Source organism: Paenibacillus taichungensis (genome assembly GCF_013359905.1).
Taxonomy (GTDB): domain Bacteria; phylum Bacillota; class Bacilli; order Paenibacillales; family Paenibacillaceae; genus Paenibacillus; species Paenibacillus taichungensis.
In genome coordinates, this window is sequence record NZ_JABMCC010000113.1 from 22,126 (window position 1) to 42,348 (window position 20,223).

General features: G+C 48.5%; 18 protein-coding genes. All 18 read right to left on the reverse strand.

Features of this window, described 5'->3' with window-relative positions; all coding sequences use genetic code 11:
- Positions 1-41: 41 nt before the first annotated feature.
- The gene (gene hpt, locus HP548_RS18865) at positions 42-581 is read right to left on the reverse strand and encodes a hypoxanthine phosphoribosyltransferase (RefSeq protein WP_024633729.1); all 540 of its coding nucleotides are present in this window, start codon (positions 579-581) and stop codon (positions 42-44) included.
- 53 nt (positions 582-634) lie between these two features.
- A complete protein-coding gene (gene tilS / locus HP548_RS18870) occupies positions 635-2,074 on the reverse strand; it encodes a tRNA lysidine(34) synthetase TilS (protein ID WP_175382518.1) in 1,440 nt (479 codons plus the stop codon).
- A 44-nt stretch (positions 2,075-2,118) separates the two neighbouring features.
- Positions 2,119-3,066 (reverse strand): serine/threonine protein kinase, encoded by a 948-nt coding sequence (locus HP548_RS18875; protein WP_024633727.1) that lies wholly within the window; start codon positions 3,064-3,066, stop codon positions 2,119-2,121.
- Complete coding sequence (locus HP548_RS18880) at positions 3,050-3,802, reverse strand: vWA domain-containing protein (RefSeq protein WP_076292125.1); 753 nt, start codon at positions 3,800-3,802, stop codon at positions 3,050-3,052. Before HP548_RS18880 ends, HP548_RS18875 begins: the two co-directional genes overlap by 17 nt.
- A gap of 85 nt (positions 3,803-3,887) precedes the next feature.
- Positions 3,888-6,395: a stage II sporulation protein E gene (gene spoIIE, locus HP548_RS18885; RefSeq protein WP_175382519.1), complete on the reverse strand. Its 2,508-nt coding sequence runs from the start codon at positions 6,393-6,395 to the stop codon at positions 3,888-3,890.
- A gap of 502 nt (positions 6,396-6,897) precedes the next feature.
- Positions 6,898-7,425: a S1 domain-containing RNA-binding protein gene (locus tag HP548_RS18890; RefSeq protein ID WP_076292124.1), complete on the reverse strand. Its 528-nt coding sequence runs from the start codon at positions 7,423-7,425 to the stop codon at positions 6,898-6,900.
- Positions 7,426-7,623: 198 nt separating this feature from the next.
- Positions 7,624-7,959: an FtsB family cell division protein gene (locus HP548_RS18895; protein ID WP_076292123.1), complete on the reverse strand. Its 336-nt coding sequence runs from the start codon at positions 7,957-7,959 to the stop codon at positions 7,624-7,626.
- Positions 7,960-7,971: 12 nt separating this feature from the next.
- Positions 7,972-8,541: a spore cortex biosynthesis protein YabQ gene (gene yabQ, locus HP548_RS18900; RefSeq protein ID WP_024633722.1), complete on the reverse strand. Its 570-nt coding sequence runs from the start codon at positions 8,539-8,541 to the stop codon at positions 7,972-7,974.
- On the reverse strand, positions 8,538-8,822 hold the full coding sequence (gene yabP / locus HP548_RS18905) for a sporulation protein YabP (protein WP_053778920.1): 285 nt from the start codon (positions 8,820-8,822) through the stop codon (positions 8,538-8,540). The genes yabQ and yabP overlap by 4 nt, the downstream gene beginning before the upstream one ends.
- Positions 8,823-9,002: 180 nt before the next feature.
- Positions 9,003-9,281, reverse strand: a complete 279-nt coding sequence (locus HP548_RS18910) for an RNA-binding S4 domain-containing protein (RefSeq protein ID WP_024633720.1) — start codon at positions 9,279-9,281, stop codon at positions 9,003-9,005.
- Positions 9,281-9,553: an HU family DNA-binding protein gene (locus HP548_RS18915; protein ID WP_017691362.1), complete on the reverse strand. Its 273-nt coding sequence runs from the start codon at positions 9,551-9,553 to the stop codon at positions 9,281-9,283. Before HP548_RS18915 ends, HP548_RS18910 begins: the two co-directional genes overlap by 1 nt.
- A gap of 301 nt (positions 9,554-9,854) precedes the next feature.
- Complete coding sequence (yabN, locus tag HP548_RS18920) at positions 9,855-11,348, reverse strand: bifunctional methyltransferase/pyrophosphohydrolase YabN (protein WP_175382520.1); 1,494 nt, start codon at positions 11,346-11,348, stop codon at positions 9,855-9,857.
- Between the two features lie 253 nt (positions 11,349-11,601).
- Positions 11,602-13,302: a putative polysaccharide biosynthesis protein gene (locus HP548_RS18925; protein WP_175382521.1), complete on the reverse strand. Its 1,701-nt coding sequence runs from the start codon at positions 13,300-13,302 to the stop codon at positions 11,602-11,604.
- A gap of 190 nt (positions 13,303-13,492) precedes the next feature.
- A complete protein-coding gene (spoVT, locus tag HP548_RS18930; protein ID WP_076292120.1) occupies positions 13,493-14,035 on the reverse strand; it encodes a stage V sporulation protein T in 543 nt (180 codons plus the stop codon).
- A gap of 319 nt (positions 14,036-14,354) precedes the next feature.
- Positions 14,355-15,503, reverse strand: coding sequence for a peptidylprolyl isomerase (locus HP548_RS18935; RefSeq protein WP_175382522.1), 1,149 nt, complete (start codon positions 15,501-15,503; stop codon positions 14,355-14,357).
- Positions 15,487-19,014: a transcription-repair coupling factor gene (gene mfd / locus HP548_RS18940; protein ID WP_076292118.1), complete on the reverse strand. Its 3,528-nt coding sequence runs from the start codon at positions 19,012-19,014 to the stop codon at positions 15,487-15,489. Before mfd ends, HP548_RS18935 begins: the two co-directional genes overlap by 17 nt.
- A gap of 279 nt (positions 19,015-19,293) precedes the next feature.
- Positions 19,294-19,524 (reverse strand): anti-sigma-F factor Fin family protein, encoded by a 231-nt coding sequence (locus tag HP548_RS18945; protein ID WP_024633714.1) that lies wholly within the window; start codon positions 19,522-19,524, stop codon positions 19,294-19,296.
- Positions 19,525-19,622: 98 nt separating this feature from the next.
- On the reverse strand, positions 19,623-20,183 hold the full coding sequence (gene pth / locus HP548_RS18950) for an aminoacyl-tRNA hydrolase (RefSeq protein ID WP_063567548.1): 561 nt from the start codon (positions 20,181-20,183) through the stop codon (positions 19,623-19,625).
- Positions 20,184-20,223 lie beyond the last annotated feature (40 nt).

Consider the following 20,223-nt stretch of genomic DNA (forward strand, 5'->3'; position numbering starts at 1 on the left):
AGAAGCCACCAACAGATATGGGCTTGGAACTAGCTTAAGCATTAGTTGCTGTAAACTTCCGGTTTCAGAATCCCGATGTAAGGGAGGTTCCGGTACTTCTCGGCATAATCCAGGCCATAGCCAACGATGAATGCGTCCGGAATGTCAAAGCCAGTGTAATGGGCTTCAAGTTCGACTTTGCGACCTGAAGGCTTGTCAAATAGCGTAACCACGCGGACGGATTCAGCACCGCGGTTCTGCAAGAGTTCGATCAGATAACTGAGCGTGAGTCCACTATCAATAATGTCCTCTACAATCAGAACCTCGCGTCCCTCAACGGATTCATCCAGATCCTTAATGATTTTAACCACGCCGGATGATTTGGTGGAAGCGCCATAACTCGATACTGCCATGAAATCCATCTCAACAGGTACCGTAATGTTCTTAACCAAATCAGCCATAAATATAAACGCACCCTTAAGCACACAAATGACCAAAGGATTGCGATTTGCATATTCGGCACTTATTGTTGCGCCTAATTCCTTGATTTTACTCTGAATCTCTTCTTCACTGATCAATACTTCCTGAATGTCGTTCTGCAACTGTGCGAACCTCCTAAGTTATACATATGAAAGCCTTACCTGAACCATAACCACTACCCCTGAATCGCTGAATCGCCTACAGTCATGTACAGGATTGCGGAAGTATCCTCCCTGACAGGAGCTACACTAGACCGGCGAACACCCGGTAACCAGATGATATTGCCTGCTCCATCACATACCACGGGAACCCGTGAACGGACAGAAGGGGGGATTTTCTCATCGATGAAAATATTTTTCACCTTTTTGCTTCCGTTTAATCCCATCACTTTCATGGTATCTCCAGGTAACCGTGAACGCACAACCAGCGGCATAAGCAGTTGATCTGCATCAAATGCGGCATGATCCGCCGATTCTGGTACATGATAGTCCTCGGGACTCATCGGAACGATCCGAACATGCCGGTCGATTTCCGTGAGAGAAAGCTCATAGGTTCCGCTCGATTGAGCAAGACGATATTCGTAAGATTGACCCTGTACGTCAGTCCGTACGCCGAAAGAGATCAGATCATACTCCCGGGTGCAGGCGAGTGTCTGTCCTATATCCAGGCTCCAGGTCGTCGCTTCAGGCTGAATAACCTTGCGGCGAATGGTCTCAATACGGGTAAAGTCGACAAAATCACTGTCCAAAGGCAGATAATTCAATATTAGTTTAATCAACCTTCGTTGTAAAGCGACATGTAACTTCAAAAAGGAAGGCACCTCAAAGGTTTGCCTTCCGCCGTTCGCCTGCACTAGACACCTGTATGCGTCATATGCACCTTGTTCCATGAAATCGTCTTCATCGCCCACGATTTCGGCAAGTCGATTCAAAGACGGCGTCAACTGTCCATTATATTGCCCCAAAAATGGGAGCACATCCAAGCGAATGGCATTACGCCGATATTTACGCAGGGAATTGCTTTCATCATTAAAATACAGAAAACCCTGGGTATTACAAGCTTCTACAAGGTCTGTCTTGTTTATACGAAGGCATGGACGAATAAGTTCCACATTTTTTTCTCGTCTTTTAAACTTCATTCCTGCGAGTCCGGAAAGACCACTCCCACGCAGCAAATGAAGCATAACCGTCTCTGCTTGATCATCGGCATGATGGGCCAGTGCAATGCTCGCCGCATCGTATTTGGCAGCCACTTCATGCAGAAATTCATATCGTTTGTTGCGCGCGGCCTCCTGAGGACCTTGACCGGTAAGCTTCATATAAGAAGGTACATCGGCCTTTACCCATTCAAATGCTATGCCAAGCCGGTGCGCAAGTTCTTTCATCATCTCGGCTTCATGATCGGATTCAATCCGAAAACCATGATGTACATGGGCGCAGATCAACTCCAGCGGGACATGCCTGGTACTGATCTCATGCATGATATGCAAAAAAGCTACCGAGTCCGATCCGCCCGATATTGCGACGACAATCCGATCCCCGGGAACCCATAACTGATGCTCTTCCGCTGCATCCAGCACGTTATTCACCAGCTTGTTCCAGCGTAAAGCCTCCATACCTGTTCCTCATTCCTTACGTTATGTATATGCACTCTCACAGGTCAGAATCGCAGTGCATAGATGAGTACCCCGATAAGTAATATAACGGATACAGCAAATGCATTTTTGAGCCAACGCGGTGTTGTACTTTTGGAACGTCGGCGAAGAGGAGAAGGGCGTGCCATCATCTCTTTCCAGACCTTAGCCGCGTGTCCGGCATCCTGAAACTGACCTCGTAATGCCTGAATAGTCCAGTTTCGAAAGGGGCGAAGACGTTCGCTGCGCTCCACAAGGGCTGTAAGCTGGTTTACACTTCGCAGTTGGGGTAATCCTTCTGCAGCCAGCGCTTTGAGTGCATCAGCTTCAAGTACATGAATCAATAATAGCGCAAAAGCAAACACATCATAGGTACCATCTGCTGTTCGGCTACCCGCATTCCAGAATCCGCGATCATACCATTCAGTAAACTGCTTGACGCTCCGGCCGATAGAAGTCACTCCGCCATAGTCGATAAGTTCTACCTGCCCATAATCCGATACCAGTACATTTTGGGGTTTGAGATCGCCAAACACCCATCCAGCCTGATGCAATTGAGCCAGCTTCTGCAATAGTCTGAGTCCAACCAGAAGTGTCCAATCCGTTCCCTGACGCCGAATGAAGTGGTGCAGAGATTCCCCCCGAACGTAACGCATCACATAAAAGGGAATATCACGACCACGAATGGCGTAGTCATCCACATCTTTCAGATAAGAAGGAATGCCACTCTGTCGAAGGGCCTCATGATTACGCTGTAATTGAAAAGATTTGAGCACATTAATTTCCGATTGCAGATCTACTGGGTCAAATCCCATTTTAAGCGCATAATGTTTGCCATTCTCACCCCGCTGGACAAGAAAAACGATGCCGTTGGCTCCTTTGCCCAGCAGCTTCCGAATCGTATAGCGGCTGCGATTCCATTTCCCTGTGATGACTGTTCCTGGCGGGAAAGAGGCGTCAGACAACGTTGTCACCGAGCATCCCTTCTCTTTCAATGCGATAGTTCCCTTCTATTTCCTGCTGTCCCTCCAGTGTACCATAACGGTAAAAATCAATCACCCTTTGAATCGCAGGACCTGTCGGCGTCGCTCCCTTCATTTGCAAACGTCCAAACAGCGAACGAACACGGCTCGGGTCAACTGTCCAGTCGATGTCCATGACAGCTTCTTCTCCGCTATGTCGTCCAGGAAAATGAAAGACGGAAAGATGGCTCTGACCCATACGTGCCTGCAAGCTAAGCATTAAATCCCGAATCCCTTCCTCCACAGCAGCAAGCTTCGGCTTCATACTGGCACTTACATCAATGAGAAGAACGACTTGAAGCGGTGTTGTCTCCGCCATATCCTCCATCACTTCAACCACCTGTGCACGTTTAGCCGGTTCAAGGTCGGTTACCGTTTTGGGCTCGTGCTCTCCCAGAATTTGTGTTAACTCTCTATTAACCGCCTGTTGAATGGTCTGAACCACTGTTTTTCTTGTCATCATCTGCATCGTATGGGCAAGCTGCCTGGTACCTACGATCTGACTGATTCCACCCCCGGCTTTGGCAATATCCTCGATCTCTCGACTACCTAACTCACCAATGGTTCCATAATCAATAACACCGACCACGTTGACCGTAATTCCCTCTTCCCGCGCTTCCGCCGCAGCCAGCACCGGGCTTGCACCTACATTGGAACAACCGTCGGTGATCAACAAGATTTGTTTCATCCGATATCCCTCCGTTTTGGGTTACTCTCCAACTCTATGACTAGCATTGCCAGAATGAAGAGACTTCAAACAGAGGAATATCCAATTAACTAACGGTACGTGGACGTTCCATCCGGCTTATTCCGGGGACTCTTAATGTCGCCCACTCCGGGCGATAATGTTCTATTTTGCCTACAATTACAGTCATGTCATCATAGATCTCATGTTGCTGATAACGAATAACACTTTCAAGCAGACAGTCTGCTAATTCCTGAGGATCGTCACTATCAATTTCCTGAATGAGCCGCTTCATCCATAGTTCTTTGTTGACGGCATACCCCGGCGCATCATAGATACCATCTGTCATCATAATTAAAACGTCCCCTGGCTGAAGCTGTACGGTTACCAGATCCACCTCAATATCTTTGATAATACCAATCGGCAGATTGCTTGCCGAAACCTGAATAACCTCCTGCCCTCGTTTAATAAAACTTGGAGTCGATCCGATTTTCATAAACGTGGTCTCTGCCGTATATTCATCGATCAGAGCCATATCCACCGTTGCATACATTTCTTCAGGAGAACGCAGCATCAGAACGGAATTCACCGATTTGATCGCCAACTTCTCATCCATGCCCGACTGTAACAACTGCTCCAGTATATTTAGTGCAGCACTGCTCTCCATGCGTGCCCGTTCCCCATTGCCCATGCCATCGCTAAGCGCAACTGCAAAGGTCCCGTTACCCAGTTCAACTGTACTGAAACTGTCCCCGGACATCACATCTCCCCCTTTGGCGGCGGCGGCAACACCCGTTGTTATCTCAAAAGTTTTGGCAGAGCCAAAGGTAACTGTCGCCAGCCCTTGGCGAGGGTCAAGCATCGTCTCATTCAAGACGGCAATATGCTCGTCCAGTACATCTGAGATCAGCGGAGCGATCATTTTCCGGCACTCGTCAAATCCGCGTGTATAGGCATGAACAATCTCAATTTCCACATTCCCCGCTTCCAGATTAATAATTTCAATAGAATGTATGGACAGACCTAACGATTCAAGCGCATCTCGAATCTGCTCCTCTTGTTGTACCATCTCCTCACTTTCCCGTTGAATTTCTTTCGCCAGGTCCTCCATTACCTGGGATACCCCTGATAATTGCTCTGCAACCAGCTGTCGACTATCTATAATCTGACGTTTCCATTGCATGTTATGTTGATGCAGACCATACTGGGCGCGCATCACTTCAAGTACCTCCTCCGGTTTCGCACATACCCTGTTCCATTCCACCGGAATTTGCTTGCCTGACATCTCCGGGTTGGCTTCAATGGAACTCATCACATCTGTCATATATTTATAGGTCTGAATAAACTTCGCATCCCAGCATTGGGCCTTCTTAAAGCAACCCGAACATGTGCCTTCGGCTACGGCATTCATGAAGTGCTCCATCCCGCCTTCGTTCTGTACCGGCTCCCCCGCGCCAGACATCTGATCGAAGCTGCGTGACAACTGACGGAATACCTGCGAGAAGCGGGTAACCCGTTCTGCGGTGACATCACGTATTCTCTTCGCATATTCATGCTGCGACTTCGTATGATCCTGCGTGCCAGGAACATATTTGGATATGGCCGTCAGCATACTTTTTGGCGTTAACATAAACAAAACAATGGCTGCACATGTCTCCCATAAAGAATTCATGACATCTCCCGGTCCACCCAGATATATGGATAGAATAGAGGAACCCAGCAGCATGCCCAGAGCAACAGCCGCACGTTTTCCTTCCCGGAGCATACCTGCCAGCATGCCAGCAAAAGCAAGCAGACTCATCTGATATACCGCCGACATATCGGCCAAACTCAGAATGAGGCCAGTAATAACCCCAACCGAGGCTCCGAGGGGGGCTCCGCCCACCAGCGCGAAGATCAGAATGAGATACCGGGAGAGCATATGCTCTACAGACAGGGACTGGATCGTCCAGCCCACCGCCCCTGTCATCACGGAAGCCAGCAAGATGATCAGACAGAGGATCTCCTCGTTCTTTAGGTTGAATTTTTTTTTGCGATACGTGAAGATCGGTATGGCCTGTATGAAAACCAGGGTAAGCACAAAGCTGAGTACGGAATCCATCGTGAGCATTAGCATGGCGTACCAGCTGAAAGACGGCCCAATAACGACGGCGAATAACTTGACCATAAAAGTAGTCGTAAACACCATCGTTGGCGCATAAGATAATTCAGCGCGGTCATAAGACTCCAGTCCTCTGAACAACAGATAGAAGATGGCGAGCTCCGAAGCAACAATCAGAGGTACCGGAAACGGAGCGAAGAGACTTCCTGCCAGCAACGCAGCCCCTACCGGAATAATGTAATCCCTACGCATGAAGGCGATAACCGCAAAGTAAGCAATCGCAAAGGGCGATAATTCATTCAGAATCATGGCCTTGCCCAGCAAAAATCCCATAAAGGTAAGAAGCAGCACCCATTTACGTGCAGCAACGATCTGGACGGCCTTGCGGGAGCTAATCCACTGTTTTAGGCGTACCGAAAGCTCCTCCCGAGCTTCTGTACCTCCTTTACCAGCTTTCATTCCCGGAAATTGAATGACATTCCACTTTTCCATCATCCTCAAGGCACCCCATTCGATTAATTTAATTTTCGTGTTTCGTTCTCGATGGTTCTGATTATAGATAGAATAGAAGACGTAGTTTGTCACAATTGGTGGGTAGGGTCCAAAAACTTTACGACAAAAGAAACAGACGCGGCGCGGTGGTGCGAAACCCCCGGCCTTATTGTGGTTTCATCCATTTGCCCAGACCCTTGCCGACAAGGCACTTGTCTGATTTTGAACCGGACGCGGTTCGTCATCGCCACGATTTGAGCAGGATACCTGTGGAATGCCACGGAAACCTGTCGGTAAAAAATGGTAGACGACAAATGTTCTTATGTACTTTTTTTCCTGCGCAGAAAAACTGGGGATATGGAGCTTCACTTTACAAAAACGGCTATGAATCCGGTTAAATGTCTATATCTGAACGGTTAAACCCCAACATTAAAAACAAACGCAAAAAAACCGTCAGCCCCAAGGCTAACGGTTTTTCTTATATTTTAAATCAGGTTGAACCAGATTACACGCGTTTGGCTCCACGGCCACCACGTTTGCCTTCTGTGTTCTTTTTCAGCGAAGAGATCCGCTCTTCACTATCTTTCAGGAAGCGTGACATTTTATCCTCAAATGAAGGTTTGCCTGCTGCGGGCTTGAAAGAACGGCCTCCGCGGTCACCACGGTTAAATCCACCGCCGCCACCACGACCTTGGCCACCACTTGGGCCTCCGCCGCTGAATCGTTCGCGATCTCCTCCACTGCGTTCCGGTCTAGGAGCTCTCGGGGGTCTGGACTGTGTTTGTTGCTCAACCGGTTTGTCAACAGCTTGCTTAATGGAAAGCCCAATCTTGCCATCCTTGTCAACGTTGATGACCTTAACGGTAACGAGGTCATTAAGCTTCAGGTGGTCGTTGACATCTTTGACATAATTGTCGGCGATTTCCGAGATGTGAACGAGACCCGTGACACCTCCTGACAGATCCACAAATGCTCCAAAATGCGTGATGCCTGTCACCTTGCCCTCTAACTTGGTGCCCACTTCAATTGCCATAGAATAAAATGATCCTCCCTTAAAAATATACAACCCGATTTTTTGAATGCCAAAATCAATGCTGTGCTAATTTAATTATACCTTATGCCGCAAACCAAGGTCAACTGAGCACTACCCCTTAAGGTAGCCTATTTTTTCCGGTATAACGGCTTCAGACATATAGATAACAATCCTTGCTCAATAATGAGCCAAATTACATCAGTTCCCTGACTCTTCAACCTGAATTGGTGTTTCCTCAGGCAGATAGTATCCTTTTTTCCGAGCCAGCTGTCCTATGTATTCGGGATCCTTCAACCGACTGACTTCGTACTTCAATTGAGCCAGCTTCTTCAACGTCTCTTCCTTTGAAGATTGCTGGGCAGCCAGATGAGAACTCTTGTCCGAAATTTGCGCAGTCTGCACAAGGAACGTATATCCTGCCCAAATGATAAACACAACCATAAAGGTCATCCATAGCATGAGACGCCTTTTGGCACCTGCAGATTTTCCTTGGCCTGCTGGAGCTTTTGATTTGTTCATAGGTGTTTTACCCATTATCGGACCTCCTTAAAACCAGCGTTTCCACATCGCTGCGATACTTGAACCCGCACGGATCAGGAAGCGTGGCGTAACCCAATGTTTCAGGATTGGCCTAAACATCCAGCGGAACAACTTGCCGAAAGGTACCAAACATTGCAGCACCAGCTTACCCAGGAATAACAGTATGGCGAGTACAAAACCAAATAATACGCGCACTAGCTTGTATAGTCCTTTAGCGGGCATAACGATCAGGATGTTAAGGATATGTCCACACCAATGAATCAGCGTTCTTGCGAGTTTAATTAACATTACCACAAAACGCTGGGTTGTAACACTTAAAAGCCAAAAATAGAAGCAAACCCCTATAATCAGCCCCAAAAAGACATAAAACCGCAGCTGTCCGTGGTTCCCGGCGTACAGCATCCGGAAGACAAACAGCGCGGAAGCGACCCAATACAACAGATCTAGCGTGTGGACGCTCCATCTCGGGAACCGCAGCTGACCGGACAGTACCCGGTAACTGTCGTAGGCCATCCCCATCACGGCTCCCGACATCAGCATCCACATCAATGTGATCCATTGAGTATCCGGACTCATCGGAACATCTTGCCGAACAGGCCTTTACCGTTTTTGGACTGAGAACCGGGGTCCAGATATTGAAGAGAACTGACAGTGCCCTCGATGGATAACAAACCGTCCTCCAGGCTCAGGTTTTTGATATGTAAATTGTGCCCCCGGATGGTCAGATGCCCAAGTTCAGTTTGCAGCAAAAATTCCTCACTGTCGAAGCTCTCCACATTGGAGACACCCGTCAGATCCAGCAGTTTCCGATTCTGCATGCTCAGATGATGCTGTTTCGTCTTACTTTGCTCAACCATGGCATGTACCCCTCCTTCTTAACCCTAGCTTATGGATCAGAAGTGCAGAATAGAACCAAGGTTGGATGAAAGCAATTGTCCGGATAACAGTGGAACACAAAAACGCCCTTCCCTGCACGGGAAAGGCGTTTCTCTTCATTTTGCAATGAATGTTGTAGAAAAGTATATCAGGCATCCCTGTTACCAGTTCAGACCGTTATCCTTGGCGATCGGCTCTTCCTTAACCAAGGTGTAGAGGCTGCTCGCCTCATCCTTCTTGGTACTCTCTGCAAGACGCTCCACCTTCACGGTGACCAGCTTTTGACCGAACTGAACCGTAAGCTCATCGCCCACTTTGACAGCGGCGCTTGGCTTCGCTTCACGTCCGTTCACCAGCACACGTCCCTGTTCGGAAACGTCCTTGGCTACGGTGCGGCGTTTGATCAGCCGAGAGACCTTCAGGAATTTATCAAGACGCATTATTTTACGGCTTCTTTAAGTTTGTTGCCTGCTTTGAACGCAGGAACGGTGGACTCAGGAATCACGATTTCATTCCCTGTTTGTGGGTTACGTCCGGTACGACCGGAACGTTTGCGGGTCTCAAAAGTGCCAAAGCCGATCAGTTGTACTTTGTCTCCGCTGGCAAGTGCATCTGTAATTTCTCCCAAAAAGCCGTTCAATACGGACTCAACGTCTTTTTTAGTCAAACCGCTTTTGGTGGAAATGTTGTTAATCAGATCTGTTTTGTTCATTTTTAAAAGCCTCCCAAATTGAAAAAAAAGTATCTGCGAATCCGTGACAACAGATCTGCTGCTGCTGGCTCCGCGCAAGGTTACTACACATGTATTCTGGCTTGGCATCTGAAATCCTGCCTCGGTCTTCGACTTTTTTTCACTTTTTGTCGGTCCTGCCCAAGAACAGTCTAAGTCCAGTACCCGAAACACCTCTCCGTTAATCACACGCTTTCTTGTGCAATTCGCTCGAGATGCTTCGACAACGATACGCATGATGCAACTAATGATATCGGATCAGCGCCCAAAATGCCAGAACCCTTTACAATCCAGCCTTTTTCGCTGCCTGCCAGTATTTCTCCATTTCATCGACATTGCTGTCTGAAGGAGTTCTTCCCTGTTCACGTAGACGCTCCTCGATATACTGGAAACGCTGAATGAATTTCCGATTGGTGGCGGCAAGCGCCTCCTCCGGATCTGTATCAATAAATCTCGCAACATTGGCCGCTGCAAACAATAAATCGCCCAGTTCCAACTTCCGCTCTTCAGCAGATTGGTTATGCTGTACCGCTTCTTTTAGCTCTGCCAGTTCTTCCTCGATCTTGGCAAAGACACCTTCCACGTCATCCCAATCGAAGCCAACTTTGGCCGCTTTTTTCTGTAATTTGTACCCTTTCATCAAGGCGGGCAAGTCACGGGGAATGCCGTCCAGCACAGAAGTCTGCTGTAGATCCTGTCCCTTGCGCTTTTTCTCCTCTGCCTTCATCTGTTCCCAGTTTTGCAACGCTTCATTCGCATTCCCTGCCTGTTGTTCACCGAATACGTGCGGATGACGGAAAATTAGCTTGTCGTTCAATCCTTCAATAACATCGTACACGTTAAACGTGCCAACCTCTTCTTCCATCTGGGAGTGCAGCAAAATCTGCAACAGGAGATCACCTAGCTCTTCCTTCATGTGATCAGGATCATCTTCATCAATCGTTTCAATAACTTCATAGGTTTCCTCAATCAGGTTTTTGCGGATCGACTGGTGGGTCTGCTCCTGATCCCATGGACAGCCGCCTGGACTGCGAAGAATATTCACGATTTCATGAAGTCGTGCGAAGGAGCGCCGACGAAGCGCGTCATCCGTATTTTTGGGCACATATATCAATGAGAGATTACCGTACCCTTCAATCCGGTCCAGATCATGCAGCGGTACCTTGTGTATGATTTCCTGTCCCTGTACACCCAAGGCATGTCCGACAAATACCGGATAATCGTCAGGATAAACGTCCATCAGGCACAGTTTAACGTCGGAAGCGGTAAACACATCATATACTTGTCCAATCAAGGTATGAAGCTGCGGCTGCACCAGTTCCGTATTCAGACTGCTGGCATCGAGAAGCTGAAACCCTTCAATAGGATCGAATCCAAGACGAATAAACGCCTCATCCAGAAAGCTTTCCCCGCCCATAACGCGCAGCGAAATGCCCATTTGTGGGCAGCGCTCCTTCAACAGGCGTACACTCGCTTCAGCGACCATGGGATGCCCTGGCACGGCATAAACGATCTCGGTACCCGGCTCGCCCTTACGTGCGGCCTCAATCAGCCGGTCTGCAATTTCGTCGTACACTTCCGGAAAAGAATCCTTCGCCTCATAGATGGCATCAAAGGATGTCATCTCCAATCCTTCCTGCTTGAGATCATTCAATACGGGATGATCCAGTGTGCGTACATACAGCATCGCTGCATGCTTCATTTTTTTGATGATTCCTACCGTCAGCTGATCTGCATCTCCAGATCCAAGACCGACTACTGTCAAAGCTGCACTCATCTTTATAAGCCTCCATCCGAACTATCCTGTCCCGACTTTCCATCCTTGATCAAAACCAACTCGAGGATGCGTCATAATAGTACAGGACAGGGCTCTATAATTACACGTATTATACCAGAATTAGACGTTATCCTATAATTGCATTTGCATATGACACGGTGTGACTCATTCAACCTCCGGTGCTCCGCTTTAGAATGCGAGAGCCGGGGTGAATGGACGGCGTGGCGCTACGTGTAGCAGCGCAACGTGAGGGTTAGCGCAGCACACGCAGTCTGCGCAGCAGCTTGGCTAGCAGCGGCCCCAGCTTGGGCACGGCCGCCAGCTCTGCGGCGGTCAGCAGTCCCGTTCGGGCCGCTACCAGCAAGAACACGGCCGAGCCTGCAGCTATGCCAAGCAGGCTCACGCCCATCGCGGCTAGCCTGCGGTCGGCCGCGATACCGATGCCGCCGAGCAGAGCTTCGGCGGCCCAGGCCGTGCCTGCCGCCGCCACGCTCATGGCGGCGATAACCAGCGCCGGCTTCGCCAAGACGGCGCCGGGAGCGGGGCGCAGGGCGACAAGTCGCGCCAGCAGCGCCACATTCAGGCCAGCCGCCAGCATGTAGGCGACTGCGCCTGCCAGGGCCGCGCCGCTGATGCCCAGCGCCGGCACAAGCATGACGTTCAGCAGCGCCTTGACGCCTGCGGCGGCCAGCATGCTGAACGCAGGAGCGCGCACGGCGCCAAGACCTTGCAGCAGCGCCGCCGCGATAATGCTGACGGTGCTGCCCGCAGCCGTCAGCGCCATGTACCGCAGGGCTTCGGTGCCTGCGGCATCCCCGTACAGCATGCGGTTAATCGGCTCTGCCAGCACCGCCAAACCTGCGCATGCCGCCAGGCCAATTAACCAGAACCAACGCAGCGCAAGGCCTGCTTGCTGCCTCACGGCTTCTGGCCCGCCTTTCAGTCGGGCTTCGGCCATCGCCGGAATAAAGAGCACAGACAGTGACGTGGCAAGCATCGTGACTAACTGAACCAGCGGAAATCCCCGGTTGTAAATTCCGAAGGACACCATGGATTGAAGCTCATCCAGCCCTTCTCGTCTTAACAAGCGGGGTACCGTAAAGGTATCCACCAGATTCATCAATGGCACAGCCAATGATCCAAGACAGACCGGAATGGCATAGATCAGTAGCGTCCGCATCCACTCACCGTTGGATCGCCGCTCCTCAGGCAGAAGGCTGCTCCCCACGCTTCGGTGTTCTTTGTTTTTCTCCATTTGCCCAGCTGCCTCAGTACTTTTCATAACAGCGAGCCTTTCCCCATTTTTCCGTCGATGATGGTACACATATCCAAGCATCGTAACTAATCCGGCAAGCCCTCCTGCCACTGAGCCAATCATAGCTCCAGCTGCTATAGTCTCCAATGAAGCGTCCCGTCCCATGAGCCACAACAACAGAACAATCATCACCGTGACCCGTACAGTCTGCTCTACCACCTGGGATACCGCTGTAGGCACCATTTGCTGCAACCCTTGGAAATATCCGCGCAAGCCTGTCATCACCGGTACAAACAACAATGCCATCGAAGCTGCCCGAATGGACGGTACGACACTTCCGTTACCAATCAGGTTTCCAATAAGCGGTGCACCGATATACATTAACAAAGCCAGCGCCAGTCCAATTCCACCGAGCAGCATCGAGGACAAGCGTATAACCCTCCTGCCTTCTTCCGGTCGACCAAGTGCATTCTGCTCGGCTACGAATTTGGATACAGCCACAGGCAGCCCTGCAGCAGCAATGGTAATGATGAGCATATAGAACGGGTACACCGTGTTGTAGATGCCAAAAACACCGTCTCCCCCCAGATTCTGTAGCGGAATCTTCTGAAAAGCACCAATGATTTTGGATATAATGGCGGCAAGCCCAAGTACAAATGCGCCCTGAAGCAATCTTGAGCCTGTAGACAACTGTTTCATATGTCCCTCCTGCGTATGTCCATGCGTTCTTTCTCCAAAGTATACCTAGTTATTATACCTGTCCAAAGGCGCACAGACTAACCCTTCCAGGTATTCTGTCCTTCAGGACATCATCCACACGGTCTACAGCTTCCCTAAAATGCAAAAACTCCTGGTTGCCCTCAGGGCACCAGGAGTTAATCTGCTTTTTTTATTGCTCCATCTGTTTGCCAAGGAATCCGGCAGCCGTTTCAGACATTTTGATTTCCATCTGAGACATCTTCACCGACTCATCCTTGTTGAAAAGGATAACCGTTCCGATGGGGTCACCACCCGAAATGATTGGGGCGATAACAAAAGACGATAACGTCTCGTCATGATCTTTGCTAAGCTCATAAGAACCATTGTTGGTCTCCAAAATCGTCTTCCGGTTTTCCATACAACTCTCCACCAGTTGACCTACCTGCTTGTCCAGATACTCTTTCTTGGAACCGCCTGCGACCGTAATAATCGTATCGCGGTCAGAGATCATCGTTACATGGCCTGTACTTTCATACAGCGATTCTGCATATTCTTTGGCAAAATCACCAAGTTCGCCAATCGGCGAGTATTTTTTAAGAATAACTTCTCCATCGCGGTCCACAAAAATCTCAAGTGGATCGCCTTCACGGATACGTAACGTACGGCGGATTTCTTTCGGAATGACCACTCGACCGAGGTCATCTATACGGCGGACAATACCAGTAGCTTTCATTTCACATGTTGCCCCACTTTCTCGAGAAGATTTTTCAACTACTGTTCCTTAATGGGTAGAGGAAAGTCCCAGAACGTTTAGTGTGATATCTTGACCATAGTATTCATCTGTTCCCATTTCCTTATACATACTTTGGAGAATATAGTTGTGTAAACTTCCACAGAAGGCGACCATGTACCCACTTTGCTCCATAGATACAAGGAAAAGCAAGAGGGAGGCCTTAAGTCCCCCTCTTGCTTTTCTGTATGATTGTCCATATTTGAAGCGTTCAGTGTATCACCCAGACAAACGTACTAGCTGGATGTACGCATTCGCTATCTTACTTACCGCTTGTATCTGTACTTTCATCTGTTTTTGTATCCTTGTCGGTTTCAGTTGTTCCTTGATCCGTTTTGGTATCGGTACCCGCATCGGTTTTTTCACCCTCAGTACCAGTTCCTGTACCGGTTGTGCCTTCAGTTGTACCTTCAGTCGTACCTTCTTCAGCCTTGTCTGTTTTCGGCAGTTTTACTTCTTTTACGATTTTGTCCAGTTCGCTGGTCATGAATGTATCGATCTCAGCAGCGGCCAATTGGCTTTTGAGTGTTTCTTTTTGTTCAGCAGTCAATTTCGCGTAGTCCGCTTCTGTACGTTTTTCTACTTTCATGATGTGATAACCATATTCAGTCTCTACAGGATCACTGATTTTGTTCAATGGCAGCGTTTTTGCTGCTTCCTTGAACGCATCTACCCAGCTAGCTACAGGTGTATCTTCATACAATCCGCCTTTTTCTGCAGAACCTGTGTCTTCAGAGTATTTCTTCGCAATTTCAGCAAAGTCTGCTCCGCCGTCCAATTTGGCTTTCACTTCTTTTGCAAGTTTCAGAGCATCTTCCTTTTTACGCTCTTTTTGCGTTTTTGGATCAGTAAAGTTAATCAGTACATGACGAACAGACGCCGTTGTGAACTGATCTTTATTTTTCTCAAATTCAGCTTTAATCGCATCTTCAGTAACGCCCGTTTCTTTGTCCTTAATTACCGTCATAATGCGAGTCATGTAATCCTTAATGTTCTGGTCTGTCAGATTCTGAGCTTTCAGCATCTCAGTCCATTGGTCAGCTTGAACAGAAGCTTTCATTTTGTCGAATTGCTCTGTCGCTGTTTTTTCACCTTCGGTTTTGGCTGCATCACTTGCTTTTCCACTCAAATATTCATATGCAACTTCCTGTTTTACCAGGTACTCCTTGAAATCATCCATATCCATCATTTGTGCATATTCCGGATAGAGGAATTTCATGACCCGTTGCTCCATGTCAAATTCATTGGCTGTAATTGTACCACCTTCATACGTAGCGACTACAGCACTTGTATCCTTTGGTTCCGTTGTCGCTTCTTCCTTCTTGCCACAAGCAGCAAGCAGTGATAGGGACAGTACTGCTACCATACTCACAGACAGTACTTTCCCTACTTTTTTATACTTTGCTAACATCCTTTAGTTCCCCCTTTGATTTAAAAGCACTTTTCATGGACTCCAGAAATTTCTCTACCAGCTCCATCAGTTGCTTGTCCCCAAGCCCTTTGCCCTTGACATGAATAAGCATATGGGGTCCTTGTTCAAATTGTACACGTCTTTCGAACTGATTTCCAATGTGTGCGATTTTTGAGAGCTCAAATGCATGTTCTCGGCCTTCATAGAACTTCACTGTAAGATCATCTCCGCGTTGGGAGATGGATTCAATACCGTAGATCTTGCCATAGACTTTCATTCTGGCCACCGCCAGCAGATTGATCACGGCTTCCGGCAGATCTCCGAATCGGTCAACCAATTCGTCTTCCAGTTCCATTGCATCGTCGAAGGAGGCAATAACCGCCACTTTTTTATAAATTTCAATCTTCTGAATACTGTCATAAATATAATCCGACGGCAAGTACGCATCGATACTGAGATCCAGCGTTGTGTTCCACTGATCGGATGGCACCGGCTCTTCGCCAAGCATCGTAACTTTGCGTTTGTTAATTTCCTCTGCAAGCATCTGAGAATACAGATCGAATCCGACAGACGCAATAAAGCCGTGCTGTTCAGCTCCGAGCAGATTACCCGCGCCGCGGATCGACAAATCACGCATCGCGATCTTGAATCCCGAACCCAGTTCGGTGAATTCCTTGATCGATTGCAGACGTTTCTCAGCAACTTCGGTCAGCACTTTGTCCCGTTGGTACGTGAAATAGGCATACGCAATCCGATTGGAACGTCCCACCCGTCCACGCAGCTGGTAAAGCTGTGAGAGACCCATTTTGTCCGCGTCATGCACGATCAGCGTATTTACGTTAGGAATATCCACCCCGGTCTCAATGATGCTTGTGCTGACGAGCACGTCATATTCACCATCCAGGAAGTCCAGAATAGTTTTCTCCAGCTCCGTTTCCGACATCTGGCCATGCCCCACACCCACCTTGGCTTCAGGGACCAATTCGGAAATTTCGGCAGCCATCTCCTGAATTCCCTGCACACGGTTATACAAGTAGTAGACCTGACCACCACGAGCTAACTCACGTTCAATCGCTTCACGAACAAGCGCCTGACTGTGTTCAACGACATATGTCTGTACCGGAAAACGGTTTTCCGGCGGTGTCTCGATAACCGACAGATCCCGAACGCCCAGCATGGACATGTGAAGGGTACGCGGAATCGGCGTCGCTGTCAGTGTCAGCACGTCCACGTTTGTTTTCAGCTTTTTCAGTTTTTCCTTGTGAGTTACACCAAAGCGCTGCTCTTCATCTACAATTAACAGGCCAAGATCCTTGAAGACTAGATCCTGTGACAATAACCGATGAGTACCAATGACGATATCGACGGTGCCTGCCTTGATGCCTTTGGCCGTCTCATTCTGTTCTTTACGTGAACGGAATCGACTAAGTACATGAATGTTGAATGGATAACCCGAGAAACGCTCACGGAACGTTTCATAATGCTGCTGTGCCAAAATGGTTGTAGGTACTAATACAGCAACTTGTTTCCCCTCAATGGCAGCCTTAAATGCAGCACGGATCGCAACCTCGGTTTTGCCGTAACCGACATCCCCACACAATAAACGGTCCATCGGACGATTTTGTTCCATATCCTTCTTGATTTCTTCAATTGCACGCACCTGATCACGTGTCTCATCATAAGGGAACATGTCTTCGAACTCCTGCTGTTCCGCAGAGTCTTTGTCGAAGCCGAAGCCTTTTGACGTCTGGCGTTCCGCATAAAGCTTGATTAGATCATCAGCAATATCCTGTACAGATGTGCGGACTTTGTTTTTAACCCGTGTCCACTCATTACCGCCCAGCTTATATATTTTCGGCTCTTTCTCTTCCGAACCGACATATTTCTGAATCAGATCAATCTGCTCAATCGGTACAGACAGTTTGTCTCCACCTGCATATAGAATATGCATGTAATCCTTGTGAATACCGCCAACCTCAAGTGTGCCGATCCCGAGATACTTACCAATCCCGTGATTCTGGTGAACGACATAATCGCCCACTTTCAGCTCACTATAGGATTTAATGCGTTCAGCGTTGTCCACATTGCGAATCGGTTTGCGCACTTTGCGCTGCTTCTGTGAGAACATCTCACCTTCGGTAACGACAGCCAGATGAATAGAAGGCATTTCAAATCCGGTTTGCAAGTTGCCAATAAGCATCTCCGGCTCAGGGATATCATAATCCATGAGTACCCGGCGCATGCGATCGAGTCTTTCCTCACCGTTAGCCAGCATGAGCACCTGAACTCCGGCTTTCTGCCAGCGCTCCATCTCTGCTTTGAGCACGTTCATCTGTCCATGGAAGTCCTGCATTCCACGGCTGATAAAGTTAAGGATGTTTTGCGGCTGGGTATGAGGAACCTGACGCAAAAAGATGGACATAAACAGCGTCTGGAATGGACGTTCATATATCAGATCATCCCCATCGGCCGACAGATGCAGGTCTGGAAGGGTCTTCCCGTTTTGCATCAAATGCAGATTCCACTCCGACTCATCTCGGTCAAGCTGTTTCGACGTCTCCGCGAGCCTTGCTGGCTCGTCGAGTACAAGCAACGTATCTTCTGGCATGTAGTCGTAGATCGTCTTGTTCTCCGGATAGAGCGGTGAAATATATTTATACATTTCGGAGAAATACACATGCTCCCGCAGAAGTTCGATCTCGCGATGAATTTCTTCTCGCAGACGCAGCTTCGCCTGCCGGTCCGTCATTTTTTCCAACTGTTGGTCAAGCAAAATAACAGCTGCATCGGCAGCCTTCTCCATACGTTCGCGATCTGCAATTAACTCTTTGCACGGCAGAACCGTCACTTCATCAATTCGTTCAATGGAACGCTGGTCTGCAGGATCAAATGTACGAATGGAATCGATCTCATCATCGAATAATTCCACACGATACGCAATGGACGATGTGACTGGATAGAAGTCAATAATTCCACCACGCACGCTCATCTCGCCGCGTGATTCTACGCGCTCTACACGTTCATATCCGAGCTTCACCATCTCCAACAGGAATGAATCCAGCTCCAGTGTATTACCTTGTTTAATTGTAATCTGAGCATTAGCCATCACTTCTGGAAGTGGAACATAGCGCCGTACCCCGGAAAACGGGATAACAACAACGCCCCTGAATCCCTGGGCGCAACGGACCAACACGTCAATACGCTGACCCAATGTTTCCGGACTGGAAACAGCAGCTTCAGCGGCAACAAGTTCGTTGGCAGGATAGAGCAGCACCTGATCCGGTGAAAGCGCTTCCTGTAAATCTTCTGCGATTTTTTGAGCGGAAAACATATTGTGTGTCACAACGAGCAGGGGTCTGTTCATTTCCTGATGTAAGGCAGCCAGCATAATCTGACGTGCCGAACCGGATAAGCCCGAAACCAATTGCTCCTTCATACCGGATGTAATCCCGGCCGTAATGGACCCGAAGTCCGGATCTTTGGAAAAAGCCTGTATAAGTGCTTGTAACAAAAGGGGCACCTCTCTTATAACTTACTTGAGTATCTCACGCCTGCGCGCAGGTTCACCACATTAGAAATTGGATACAAATTCCTTTTTGTCCTGTTTCATCATAAAGGATAAGTCGCTTCTTTGCCACATCCGTTTGATGTAACTGAAGGGTAATTTCACATATAGTCTGGTTTCATCCCAACTGAAAAGAAGCCTCAGCAGGCTGCCAAGGCTATAAAGGTGGAGCGGTATTCCTCAGCCACCATCATCTGTCATAAGTTCTAGCTGCGGGCGAGTTAATTACTGAAGCGGACTCGCAAGCAGGCTCAGCTCAGGATTGAACTCCAGAGCTTCTTTGCAATAATCACATGTAATCCGAACGGTTATATCGCCACCGGAATTATACGCTATTATATCCCTCCGCTCGTCGGGGGTCAAGAAATGAAAGCCCAATTGCGCTTCCGTTATCCGGGCAGAATCGATTCGTCCAATAAAAGTACGGCAATGCCTACACACATAATTCACTGACATGTTTATGCCTCCTGAACATGGTTTATACGTCCAGTATGCCCATTAAGACTGAATCGAACCCGAATCTTGATCATTTTTCCAGTGTCAGTTGCAGCGGTTCACCCGTTGAACTTGGCCATTGTCTGCTCAAACGTATGATCCAGACTATACTCCAATGCATCACAGGTCTGTTCGATCGTTTGATCGAGTGCTTCCTTTTCGTTCTTCATAAACTTGGACAGTACGTAGTCTACAATGGCATGTCCCGGTTCTGGTCGGGATATTCCCATCCGCACCCGGTTAAACTGCTGTGTACCGGTATGCTGGATAATGGATTTGATTCCATTGTGACCACCTGCACTGCCCTGGTAACGCAATCTGACTTTGCCTGTTTCCGTGTCCATGTCGTCATAGACGACAATCAGGTCCTCCAGACTAACTTTATAAAAATCCATATAAGCCCTTACCGACTCACCGGACAGGTTCATAAACGTCATTGGTTTAATCAGCACCGTTTTGACGCCACCAATTACACCTTCTCCAATCAGCGCCTTGCATTTACTCTGCGTTATGGAGATATTATGCCGCTCTGCAAGTCGATCAAGTGCCATAAAACCGATATTATGACGGGTTTTAGCGTAGTTCGGGCCTGGATTTCCGAGGCCGACAATCCACTTCATCTTGTTCCCTCCTTCGGATCAGCCTAAGGTGAAGCATAGA

Excerpts from the sequence above, each read along its gene's own strand:
- HP548_RS18895 (WP_076292123.1), bottom strand. The coding sequence starts at position 7,959 with ATGGGTAAAACACCTATGAACAAATCAAAAGCTCCAGCAGGCCAAGGA.
- yabQ (WP_024633722.1), bottom strand. The coding sequence starts at position 8,541 with ATGAGTCCGGATACTCAATGGATCACATTGATGTGGATGCTGATGTCG.
- HP548_RS18945 (WP_024633714.1), bottom strand. The coding sequence starts at position 19,524 with ATGTCAGTGAATTATGTGTGTAGGCATTGCCGTACTTTTATTGGACGA.
- HP548_RS18935 (WP_175382522.1), bottom strand. The coding sequence starts at position 15,503 with ATGTTAGCAAAGTATAAAAAAGTAGGGAAAGTACTGTCTGTGAGTATG.
- HP548_RS18915 (WP_017691362.1), bottom strand. The coding sequence starts at position 9,553 with ATGAACAAAACAGATCTGATTAACAACATTTCCACCAAAAGCGGTTTG.
- HP548_RS18880 (WP_076292125.1), bottom strand. The coding sequence starts at position 3,802 with ATGAAACAAATCTTGTTGATCACCGACGGTTGTTCCAATGTAGGTGCA.
- pth (WP_063567548.1), bottom strand. The coding sequence starts at position 20,183 with ATGAAGTGGATTGTCGGCCTCGGAAATCCAGGCCCGAACTACGCTAAA.
- spoIIE (WP_175382519.1), bottom strand. The coding sequence starts at position 6,395 with ATGATGGAAAAGTGGAATGTCATTCAATTTCCGGGAATGAAAGCTGGT.
- tilS (WP_175382518.1), bottom strand. The coding sequence starts at position 2,074 with ATGGAGGCTTTACGCTGGAACAAGCTGGTGAATAACGTGCTGGATGCA.
- HP548_RS18925 (WP_175382521.1), bottom strand. The coding sequence starts at position 13,302 with ATGAAACAGTTGTCTACAGGCTCAAGATTGCTTCAGGGCGCATTTGTA.
- yabN (WP_175382520.1), bottom strand. The coding sequence starts at position 11,348 with ATGAGTGCAGCTTTGACAGTAGTCGGTCTTGGATCTGGAGATGCAGAT.
- HP548_RS18910 (WP_024633720.1), bottom strand. The coding sequence starts at position 9,281 with ATGCGTCTTGATAAATTCCTGAAGGTCTCTCGGCTGATCAAACGCCGC.
- yabP (WP_053778920.1), bottom strand. The coding sequence starts at position 8,822 with ATGGTTGAGCAAAGTAAGACGAAACAGCATCATCTGAGCATGCAGAAT.
- spoVT (WP_076292120.1), bottom strand. The coding sequence starts at position 14,035 with ATGAAAGCTACTGGTATTGTCCGCCGTATAGATGACCTCGGTCGAGTG.
- HP548_RS18890 (WP_076292124.1), bottom strand. The coding sequence starts at position 7,425 with ATGGCAATTGAAGTGGGCACCAAGTTAGAGGGCAAGGTGACAGGCATC.